We start from the raw sequence: 10,176 nt of genomic DNA on the forward strand, positions 1-10,176 counted from the left end.
TCCACATCGAGCACTCGCGCGTGGAGCACCGAGCGCTGGTGGAGCGCCGCGCGCACCCCCGGAAGAGCGCCGGCCCTTCCGCACGCACCGGAAGGGCCGGTTCTCCACGACGCCTTCGGATCAGGCCGGTCACCGAACCCAGAGAGGCGGACCACTTGAGACGCGCCGCACTCGCCCTCGTCGCCGCGGTGAGCCTGCTGGCCCTTCCCGCCTGCGCCGCCGCCACGGCCACCCCCGGATCGCGACCCGCGGGCGGCACCTCGGCGCCCGCCGCGACCGGGCCGGTCAACGACGCGGACGTGATGTTCCTGCAGATGATGATCCCGCACCACCGCCAGGGGATGGCGATGGCCGGCCTGGCGAGGACCCGGGCCGTACGGGGCGAGGTGAGGACCCTGGCGACGGCGGTCGAGGCCACCCAGGGCGACGAGGTACGGGCCATGACCGCGTGGCTGCTCGGCTGGGGCCGCCCCCTGACGGTGGACGTCCGCGCGCACGAGGCCCACGGCGGCCTGCACGCCACCAGCCCGGAGGAGATCACTACGTTGGGGAAGATGACCGGCGTCGAGTTCGAGCGCAGGTTTCTCAACGTGATGATCGCCCACCAGACCAACGCCATAGAGATGGCGCGCACGGAGATCGGCACGGGCATGAACGCCGAGGTCAAGAGCTTCGCCCGCCGGATCGACCAGTCACGCTCCGCACAGGTGAGGCAGATGCTCGGCGAGCTGAACTGACCGGGGAACGCCCGGCCCTCGACCGGAAGATGACCTCGCGTGCTAGCCGCGGCCGCGGCTAGGAGACGCCGGAGAGGGGGAGCCGGACCTCGAACCGCGCGCCCCCGGAGGGGGAGCGCAGCACCTGGATGGTCCCGGCGTGGGCGCGGGCCACGTCGCGGGCGATGGCGAGGCCGAGGCCCGTGCCGCCGCGGTCGCGGCTGCGGGAGGCGTCCAGCCGGGTGAAGCGCTCGAAGATCCTTTCACGGTCGGAGTCGGCGACCCCGGCGCCGTCGTCGGAGACCGCCAGCACGGCGGTGTCCCCCTCCCGGAACACCTCCACCGCCACCGTGCCCTCGGCGTGCCGCTGGGCGTTGTCCAGCAGGTTGGCCAGCGCCCGGTTGAGCTGGCTCTGCACGACGTTCACGATCACCCCGTCCTCCAGCGAGAGCTTGGTGGGAAGCCGGTCGTTGCGGTGGTCCAGCGCCATGCGGACCAGTTCGCCGAGATCCACCTGCTTTCGCATGACGGGCACGGCGCTCTCGACCCCGGCCAGATAGAGCAGATCGGTCACGATCTGCTGCAGGCGCTCCACGTCACCGAGCATGCGGGGGAGCAGTTCCTCCAGCTCGGTCTCCTCGGGATGCATCTGGGCCTCCTCCAGTTGCAGGCGCAACCCGGCCAGCGGGGTGCGCAGCTCGTGGGAGGCGTCGGTGACGAACTGGCGCCGCACCTGCACGGCCTGCTCCAGCCGGCCAAGGGTGCGGTTGGCCGTACGGGCCAGCTTGGCGACCTCGTCGTCCCCGGGGGGCTGGGGGACCCGGCCGCTGAGGTCCTGGAAGGTGATCTGGGCGAGCTGGGACCGGATGCTGTCGACGGGCCGCAACGTCTGGCCGATGACCTTCCAGGTGGTCCAGCCCGCAAGCGCGATGAGCGCGGCCGTCTGGACGCCCACGAGGGTGACGATGAATCCCGTGGACTGGATGCTGGAGGCCCGCTGGCCGGCGTAGACGACAGAGGAGCTCGGCATCGCCCCGGTCCGCAGCGCGGTGAGGCGCAGGCAGCCCGGCTGGGGATTCAAGCAGGTCTGCAGGTCCTTGATCGGATCATCCGGGCTGGGCCACACCGTGCTGACCGGACGACTTCCCTTGGCGGCGCCGGAGGCGGCGATGACCTTCCGGTCCGGTCCCACGACCTGTACCAGGTCGATGCCGGGAACCACGGGCACGATCAGCTTGGGCAGGCGCCCGGCGTGGATGGCGGCCGCGACCGCGCTGGCTTCCTCCCTGGTGTCGTGCCATACCGAGTCGGTGAACATCTGCTGGATGACCGTGCTCATGATCAGCGCCATCGGTACCAGGATCAGGGCGGTGATCAACATGGTCAACAGCGTGATCCGTCCCCGGATCGACCGTGGGCGCAGCCTCAGTGGCGATAGACCCATACCTTCAAGTTACGTGAGCTGGTCAAACGCCTCTGAACCGACCTTGGTCCCCGGCTCGGTGTCCCGGTCGTACGGCCCGGCGTGGGCCCCCGGTCAGCGGGGCGGGCCGGACCGGCGCGCGTCGAAGGCGAGCCTCGTGAGGCGCACCAGCTCGGGAAGGACCACGCCCAGCGGGGCGTCGACGGTCAGCGCGGCGTGACCGTCCCCGCGGGTCGGGCCCTGGTTGACGATCGCCACGGGAATGCCGAGCTTCGCCGCCCGGAGCACGAACCGGCGGCCCGACATCACCGTAAGTGACGATCCAAGCACCAACAGCGCACGGGCGCTCTCCACGAGGGCGAAGCACTCGTGGACGCGCTCGGCGGGGACGGTCTCGCCGAAGAACACGACGTCCGGCTTCAGCGTCCCGCCGTCGCACGCCGCGCATCCGACGATCCGGAAGCCGTCGACCTCCTCGTCGCGCAGGTCGACGTCGCCGTCGGGGTTGATCGCCGTCACCCGGGCGTCGAACCACGGGTTCGCCTCCCTCAGGCGGCGGTCCAGTTCCTCCCGCGAGCTGAGATCGCCGCAGCCGAGGCACACCACCTGGCCCAGGCTGCCGTGCAGCTCGACCACGTCCCGCGCGCCCCCCGCCTGGTGCAGGCCGTCGACGTTCTGCGTGACGATGCCCGCCACCAGGCCGTCCCGCTGGAGGCGGGCGACGGCGCGGTGGCCGTCGTTGGGCCTCGCCCGCGCCACGGCCCGCCATCCGAGGTGGCTCCTGCCCCAGTAGCGCCGCCTCGCCGCCGGATCGCCGACGAAGGTCTGGTAGGTCATCGGGGTGTGCCGGACCAGGGCCCCGCTGGGCCCCCGGTAGTCGGGGATCCCCGACTCCGTCGAGATCCCCGCCCCGCTGAGCACCACGACATCGCCCGCCGCCAGCAGATCCGCCAGCAGGTCGGTGTTATCGGTCACCTACCCATGCTGCCCCATCATCCGCGGTGCTCGGAATCGGGAGCCCAAGGGTTCCCCAACCCCTGCTCGGGGGCGAGCGCCCGCCGGTCCTGGCCGCTACGCTGGCGGGAGCCCGTGCCCCCCCCCGGCCATGCCATCACGCGAGCACCGGCCGGCCGCGGGCCCGGTCCGGCGGACGACACAGCCGCCCTCGCGCCCGACGTCCCCTTTTCCCGCCCCGAAGGTGTCCCGTGACCGCTGCCGTCCACCTCGTCCCGCACCCCGACGACACCCTGCCCCGGACGCTCATCGTCGCCCTGAGCGGCGAGCTGGACTACACCAACGCCGAGTCGCTGCGCGAGCGGATCCTGGCCCTGCTGACAGACGAGCACCGGTCCCTGGTGCTCGACCTGGGCGAGCTGAGCTTCTGCGACTCCACCGGGATCCGCATCTTCCTGGCCCTGCGCACCCTGGTCGGCGAGCGCGGGGGCGTGATCTCCCTGACCGACCTGCACCCCCGCCTGGTGAGGATCTTCCAGACCACCGGCCTGGCGCGGTTCTTCGCCGTCCAGCCCACCCGCGCCGACGCCCTGGCCGCCCTGCGCGCGAGGACCCCCGAGGGGTGTCGCGGCGGAAGCACCTCGCCACCCGCACGGGGCTGACCGGGGCGGCGCCGTGGGCCGCGCCGGGTCAGGACGCGTAGGCCTCCAGTTCGTAGATCCTCGCCGCGGTGTCGCTGTCGCTCGTCGGGGTGAGGACGTTCAGCCGTACGTAGCGGGCGGTGACCGGCGAGACGGTGTGGGTGGTTACGTCGGCGGTGTTGCCGCGCGCCGACGCCACCGTGGACCACGTCGTCCCGTCGGTGCTCACCTGGATGTCGAAGTCGCGGGTGTTCCAGCTCGTCTTCTCACCGCCCGCGCCGGAGTGGCGCACGACGAAGCGCCGCAGCGTCGTGGCCGCCTGCAGGTCGACGCGCAGCCACTTGCCCGATCCGAGGGAGCACCACTTGTCCGTCGGGCCGCCCGACACGGTGCCGTTGACGGCCTTGGCCGGCGCCTCGTTCGCCGCGCACTGGCTGTCGGCGGTGGCCGGCTTGTTCAGCGCGAGGTTGGTCCCGCCGGTCTGGCCGGGCACGTAGAGGCGGATGTCGGTCAGGCTCGCACTGCCTTCGTAGACGTTGGTGTACAGGTCCCCGATCACGAAGTAGTCGGGGTAGGCCGAGCCCGAGGGCCACTGGTTCGGCCAGGTGGTGCTGCCGTGGGCGTCGTTCTGCACCAGGTTCCCGTTGAACCGGCCGTCGTACTCACTCGCCTTGACGTTGTAGTGCCAGATCGGGTCGTTGCCCACCACGAAGTCGCGGTGGAAGCGCAGGGTCCTCTGACCCGCGCGGGCGAAGTTCCCGCTGGCCTCCAGCGTGTAGCCGGTGGCGTCACGTTCGATCGCGAAGGTGTAGAACTGGTTCGGCATGAGCTCGGGCTGGAGCTCCGCCGCCGACGAGAGCTGCTGCTCGGCGACGCCGCCGGAGCAGCTCGTCATGAACCACTGGGAGTTGCCGGGCAGGCCGCCGGGGCCCGGGGTCCAGTTGGGCATCCCGCTGATCCACATGTTGACGGTGTTGAAGCTGCTGTCGCGGTAGTTGTAGTACTGGTTCGTGGCCGAGTTGCACACCCGCCCGCCCGTGCCGGTGCCCACCCGGTCGGGGTGCTGGGAGAAGGCGTCCATGAGCACCTTGCGGTGGTAGTGCCAGAAGTGGTTGTTGCGGGGCGCCGGGTTGGCGAAGTCGACGATCGACAGGAAGTGGTAGCCGTTGTACCCGTACGGCCCCTGCCGCACGTCCTGCCACTGGCAGTAGGGCACCGACGCGTCCCCGCTCCAGCCGGGCGACTTCGAGCCCTCGCCCCACGGGTGCTGCGTCTTGCAGCCCGTGGTGCTGTAGCCGTTGGTCCGTCCGCCGTAGTCGATCGTGCCGTTGCGCTTGCCGCCGAAGTCGAGGGTCTTGAGCTTGTACTCGATGCGGTACTGCTCGGGCAGCTTGTTGGTGGGCCGGAAGATGGCCCCGCCGGTCGACTCCGGCACGTTGAGCACCGCGACGTGCTCGCTGCCGAGGGCCTGTGTGGTGATCGACGGCGGGGACTCGATGACGCCGTCCTTGTTGAAGTCGCGGGCCGACAGCGAGGCCGTGAGCCAGCCGTCCTTCCCGACCTTGAAGTCCTTGCGGTAGGTGGAGAAGGAGTTGAACGCGGTCGTCCACGCGGGCCCGTAGTCGTTCTTGTACCACTGGCCGGCGTCGTCGGTGATGGTGTCGAAGGGGGAGCTGTAGGTCTCCTTGACCCACGGGGTGCTCGCCCCGGTCAGCGGCGTCGAGAAGTCCTCGTTGTAGAGCAGGGTCCAGCCGGGGCGGGTCGGGTCGTCGGCCGCCACGCCCTTGGCGGCGGGGCCGGGGGCGGTGGCGCCCGTGGCGGGCGCGCCCGAGGTGAGCGAGCCCACGATCACGAGGCTTGAGGTGGCCGCGGCGATGGCCGCCCCGTGCACGACTCGTCTGACGGTTTGTCGCATGAGTGGTGTCCTTCGGTAGACAGGGGTGAGGCGCGTGACGCGAGTGGCGTCCCGCGCGGGCGGTCGTGGTGGCGTCGCCGCCCGCCACCCGACCGGGGGCGTGGGGTTCGAGACCTCCCTCAGAAGGCGCCGTTGGGGTCGTAGTACTGTGCCGCGTTCTCCTTGGTGACCATGGGGGAGGGGACCACCGTGTCCTTCTCCACGGTGGCGCCGCTCAGGATCTCCACCGCCCGGTCCAGGCCCTTTCCGCCGATGATGTCGGCGTCGTTGAGGCCCGTGACGGCGTAGTTGGTGCCGTCCAGGATCGCCTTGAGCGCCTCGGCCTGCCCGTCGACGCCGGCGATGATGACCTGCTTGGACTTCCCGGCGTCGGCGATGGCGCGCTGGGCGCCGAGGCACATCGCGTCGTTCTCGCAGAACACCGCGTCGACGTCGGCGTTGGTGGCCAGCAGGCTCTCCATCACCGACAGCCCGCCGTCCGATCCCCAGTTGCCGAAGTCGGGGGCCTCGACGAGGGTGATCGACGGCCTGCCCCGCAGGACCGACTTGACCCCGTTGGTGCGGGCGAGGCCGATGCTGTTGTCGGCGGGCCCGCCCTTGATGATGGCGACCTTGCCTCCGCCGGGGAGCTTCCCGGCGATGAACTCGCCGTCCTGCCTGCCGATCGCCTCGTTGTCGGGGCCGATCCAGCTCGTGTACTCGCCGGTCTGGAACTTGCGGTCCACCAGGACCACCGGCTTGCCGGCCGCCTTGATGGCGTTCAGCGCCGCCGGCGCGGACTCCAGCGGGCCGCCGGAGATGATGACGGCGTCGACGTTCTTGCTCAGCAGGTCCTCCACGTTGGACGCGAGCTTGGCCGCGTCGCCGTTTGCGTCGGTGCTGATGACCTCGACGTTGCCCTTCTTCTTGGCCTGGGCGGCGATCGCCTTGTCCATGCCGCTGAAGTAGGGGCCGCTCAGCAGGAAGTTGGCGACGCCGATCGTGTACCGCCCGTCGCCGGTGGCCGCGCCTGGCTTGCCCGGCTCGGACGAGCAGGCGGCCAGGCCGGCGGCGAGGACGCCGGTGACCAGCACGCCGCACAGCCTCTTCATGTACATGCGGGAACCTCCGATGGTGTGAGGTGTCAGGAACGCACCCGATTGGTGCGCTGGACGAGGATCACGGCGATGATGATCAATCCTTTGAGCACCTGCTGCCAGAAGCTCTGCACGCCGTAGAGGTTGAGCAGGTTGTTGATCAGGACGAGCACCAGCACCCCGCCGAAGGTGGCCCGCGTGGACCCGCGCCCGCCCGCCAGGCTCGCGCCGCCGATCACGCACGCGGCGATCGCGTCGAGCTCGAACGCCACGCCCACGCTCGGCTGGGCGATGCCGACCCGGCTGCTCAGGATGACGCCCGCCAGGCCGGCGCAGGCGCCGCTGATGGTGTAGGCGAGGATCACGTGACGGCGCACGTTGATGCCGGCGAGCCGTACGGTCTCCGCGTTGCCGCCGATGGCGACGATCGAACGGCCCGCCGGGGTGCGCGTCAGGAAGACCCCGCCGGCCAGGAAGACCACGAGCATGATCAGCGTGCTCAGCGGGATCGGGCCGGCCATGGCCGAGCCGAGCGTGAAGAACGCCGGGTCGTCCGGGGCGATCGGCACCTCGGAGTACACGAACGCCAGGCCCCGTATGGTCGTCAGCGCGGCCAGCGTCACCACGAAAGGCGCGAGCCCGAAGCGCGCGACCAGCGTGCCGTTGACCAGCCCGAAGCCCACGCCGGAGGCCACGCCCACGGCCATGGCGAGCGGGATGGGGAGCCCGGAGACCAGCCCCGCGGTGACGATGCCGGAGAAGGCCACCACCGACCCCACCGACAGGTCGATGCCGCCGGTGAGGATGACCACGAGCATGCCGAACGCGAGCAGGCCCGTGGTGACCATCTGCTTGAGCAGGTTGGTGAGGTTGGCCGGGGTCAGGAACGTGTCGGAGGTGAGCGCCGCCGTCCCGGCCATCAGCACGATGAGCGCGACGAAGGCGGCCTGCACGGTGACGTCACGGCCGCCCACGACGAGCCGGGGCGGCCTCCTGCCGGTGGTGGCGGGGGCGTGCCCGGCGAGCTGGTCGGTCATGCCGCCCTTCCGATCGCGTAGGTGAGGACCTCGTCCTCGGTGGCCGTGTCCGAACGGGCCTCGCCGCTGATGCGGCCCTGGTTCATCACGAGGACCCGGTCGGTGGCGCCCAGGACCTCGGTGAGGTCGGAGGAGATGAGCAGGACGCTGAGGCCCTCGCGGGCGAGGCCGTCGATCATGCGGTAGATCTCGACCCGGGTGGCCATGTCCACGCCGCGGGTCGGCTCGTCCAGGATCAGCACGCGGGGCCCGGCCAGCAGCCACTTGGCCAGGACGGCCTTCTGCTGGTTGCCGCCGCTGAGGTTCACGGCGGGCATGGAGGCGCACCTCGGCGGCTGGATGTCCAGCCGGTCGATCATCTCCGTGACCTTCCGCCGCCGCAGCGCCACGTCGATCAGCGGGCCGCGCGTGGTGGCACGCAGCGTCGTGAGCATGATGTTGTCCGAGACGCTCATGCCGAGCACCAGGCCACTGCCCTTGCGGTCCTCGGTGACCAGCGCCAGCCCGGCCGCGATGGCCTCGCCAGGCGTGCGGAAGTCGCCGGAGCCGTCCGCGGCGCGCACCTGGCCCGAGGTCGCGCGCCCGGCGCCGAACAGGCACCGGGCCAGCTCGCTGCGGCCCGAGCCCACCAGGCCGAAAAGCCCCACGATCTCCCCGGTGTGCAGCGTGAACGAGATGTCCTCGAACTCCCCTGCCCGGCCGAGCCGCGACACGGTGAGCGCCGCCTCGCCGCGCTCCGCCCGCCGGTCGGGGTAGATCTGCTCCAGGCGGCGGCCGGCCATCATGCCGATCAGCTCGCCCTCGCTGGTGCGCCCGGGTTCGGTGGTGCCGATCACCAGGCCGTCCTTGATCACCACGATCGACGTGGCCAGCTCCAGCACCTCGGCGAGCCGGTGGGACACGTAGACGATGAGCACGCCGCGCTCCCGCAGCCGGCGGATCAGCGCGAACAGCGCCGCAAGGTCGGTGCCGGCCAGCACCGCGGACGGCTCGTCGAGCACCAGCACGCGCGGCTCGTCCACCAGGGCCTTGGCGATCTCGACCATCTGCTGCCGGGCCACCGACAGGCGCCCCGCGGCCGTACGCGGGTCGATCGCGCCGAAACCGATGCCGTCCAGCAGCTCCTGTGCCCGCGCGTGCGCGGCGGGCCAGTCGATGAGCCCGGAGCGGCGGCGCGGGAAGTTCCCCATCAGCAGGTTCTCGGTGACCGACAGCTGGGGCACCAGCGTCAGCTCCTGGTAGACCGTGCGGATGCCCCGCGCGTGGGCGTCGTGCGGCGAGCGCAGCTCGACGCGCTCGCCGTCCATCCACATCTCGCCCTGGCTCATGGGCTGCGCTCCGGCGAGGATCCTTATCAGCGTGGACTTGCCGGCCCCGTTCGCGCCCACCACGGCGAGCACCTCGCCGCGCCGGCCGGCGAGGTCCACCCCGTGGAGCACCCGCACGCCGCCGTAGTCCTTGCGCACGCCCCGGAGTTCCAGGATCATCCGAAGGCCCCCATCAGCACCATCGTCTTCTGCCGGGTGAAGTCCAGGACGGTCTCGTGCAGGCCCTCGCGGTAGCCCCCGGTGTCCTTGGTGCCGCCGAAGGGGAGGTTCTCGGCGCGCAGGGCGGTGGAGCCGTTGATCACCACTCCGCCGACGTCCAGCAGCCGTGCGAGGGTGAACGCCCGCGACACGTCCCGCGTGAAGACCGCGGCGTGCAGGCCGTACGGGGACTCGTTGGCCATCCGCACGGCGTCCAGCGGGTCGGTGAAGCGGGCCACCGGCGCCACCGGGCCGAAGATCTCCTCGGCGAAGGCATCGCTGCTCACCGGGACGTCCACGAGCACGGCCGGGTCGACGAACGCCGCGCGCCTGCCGCCCCCCGCGACCAGCCGGGCGCCGTCCCGCACGAGCCTTCCGACGGCCGCCTCGACGCGCTCCGCGGCCTCCTCGGCGATCAGCGGGCCGACGTCGGTCGACTCCAGCAGCTGATCGCCCACGGTCAGCTTCGCGGTCTGGCCGAGCAGCGACTCCACGAAGGCGTCGTGGATCCCGTCCTGCACGTACACCCGCTTGACCGCGCAGCAGATCTGCCCGTTGCCGCGCGCCAGGCGCCCGAGCACCACGGCCTGGGCGGCGGCCTCCACGTCGGCGTCGTCGCACACGATCAGCGCGTCGTTCCCGCCGAGCTCCAGGAACACCTTCTTCAGCGTCGCCGACCCGAGGCGCGCGATCTCGCGGCCGGCCGCCGTGCTCCCGGTGAGGCTGACCGCGGCGATCCCCGGTGACTCGGCCAGCGCCCGGGAGACCTCCACGCCGCCGGTGACGATCTGGTGCGCGTGGCGGGGCGCGCCCGCGAGCTCGACGAGTCCGGCGACCCGCAGCAGGGCGAGCGGGCAGCGCGACGGCGGCTGCTCGACGACGGCGTTG

The 10,176-nt window shown here is 71.5% G+C and carries 9 protein-coding genes; 2 read left to right on the top strand and 7 right to left on the bottom strand.

Annotation, left to right across the window (positions count from 1 at the left end; genetic code table 11):
- Positions 1–737: DUF305 domain-containing protein (locus tag AB0B89_RS31630; protein WP_358560106.1), on the top strand; the 737-nt coding region annotated here is incomplete at its 5' end.
- Between the two features lie 58 nt (positions 738–795).
- Here AB0B89_RS31630 and AB0B89_RS31635 read toward each other — a convergent pair.
- Both AB0B89_RS31635 and AB0B89_RS31640 read right to left on the bottom strand, forming a co-directional pair.
- Complete coding sequence (locus tag AB0B89_RS31635) at positions 796–2,097, bottom strand: HAMP domain-containing sensor histidine kinase (protein ID WP_358560108.1); 1,302 nt, start codon at positions 2,095–2,097, stop codon at positions 796–798.
- Positions 2,098–2,253: 156 nt separating this feature from the next.
- On the bottom strand, positions 2,254–3,114 hold the full coding sequence (locus tag AB0B89_RS31640; RefSeq protein WP_358560110.1) for an NAD-dependent protein deacetylase: 861 nt from the start codon (positions 3,112–3,114) through the stop codon (positions 2,254–2,256).
- A gap of 230 nt (positions 3,115–3,344) precedes the next feature.
- Here AB0B89_RS31640 and AB0B89_RS31645 point away from each other — a divergent pair, with 230 nt between their 5' ends.
- Positions 3,345–3,755, top strand: a complete 411-nt coding sequence (locus AB0B89_RS31645) for an STAS domain-containing protein (protein ID WP_358560112.1) — start codon at positions 3,345–3,347, stop codon at positions 3,753–3,755.
- Positions 3,756–3,783: 28 nt separating this feature from the next.
- On the opposite strand, the gene AB0B89_RS31650 is transcribed toward AB0B89_RS31645, so the two are convergent.
- The 5 genes from AB0B89_RS31650 to AB0B89_RS31670 all read right to left on the bottom strand — a co-directional run.
- On the bottom strand, positions 3,784–5,649 hold the full coding sequence (locus AB0B89_RS31650; protein WP_358560113.1) for a discoidin domain-containing protein: 1,866 nt from the start codon (positions 5,647–5,649) through the stop codon (positions 3,784–3,786).
- Positions 5,650–5,768: 119 nt separating this feature from the next.
- Positions 5,769–6,746 carry a substrate-binding domain-containing protein gene (locus AB0B89_RS31655; RefSeq protein ID WP_358560115.1) on the bottom strand — a complete coding sequence of 326 codons (978 nt, stop codon included), beginning with the start codon at positions 6,744–6,746 and terminating at the stop codon, positions 5,769–5,771.
- A 26-nt stretch (positions 6,747–6,772) separates the two neighbouring features.
- Positions 6,773–7,762 (bottom strand): ABC transporter permease, encoded by a 990-nt coding sequence (locus AB0B89_RS31660; protein ID WP_358560117.1) that lies wholly within the window; start codon positions 7,760–7,762, stop codon positions 6,773–6,775.
- Positions 7,759–9,249 (bottom strand): sugar ABC transporter ATP-binding protein, encoded by a 1,491-nt coding sequence (locus AB0B89_RS31665; RefSeq protein WP_358560119.1) that lies wholly within the window; start codon positions 9,247–9,249, stop codon positions 7,759–7,761. Before AB0B89_RS31665 ends, AB0B89_RS31660 begins: the two co-directional genes overlap by 4 nt.
- The coding region (locus AB0B89_RS31670; protein WP_358560121.1) for an aldehyde dehydrogenase family protein at positions 9,246–10,176 on the bottom strand (931 nt) is incomplete at its 5' end. The genes AB0B89_RS31670 and AB0B89_RS31665, both read right to left, overlap by 4 nt.

The organism is Sphaerisporangium sp. NPDC049002 (assembly GCF_040649355.1).
GTDB lineage: Bacteria > Actinomycetota > Actinomycetes > Streptosporangiales > Streptosporangiaceae > Sphaerisporangium.

What these genes read in the sequence shown, in the direction of transcription:
- AB0B89_RS31660 (WP_358560117.1), bottom strand. Translation starts at nt 7,762, where the DNA reads ATGACCGACCAGCTCGCCGGGCACGCCCCCGCCACCACCGGCAGGAGG.
- AB0B89_RS31650 (WP_358560113.1), bottom strand. Translation starts at nt 5,649, where the DNA reads ATGCGACAAACCGTCAGACGAGTCGTGCACGGGGCGGCCATCGCCGCG.
- AB0B89_RS31635 (WP_358560108.1), bottom strand. Translation starts at nt 2,097, where the DNA reads ATGTTGATCACCGCCCTGATCCTGGTACCGATGGCGCTGATCATGAGC.
- AB0B89_RS31665 (WP_358560119.1), bottom strand. Translation starts at nt 9,249, where the DNA reads ATGATCCTGGAACTCCGGGGCGTGCGCAAGGACTACGGCGGCGTGCGG.
- AB0B89_RS31655 (WP_358560115.1), bottom strand. Translation starts at nt 6,746, where the DNA reads ATGTACATGAAGAGGCTGTGCGGCGTGCTGGTCACCGGCGTCCTCGCC.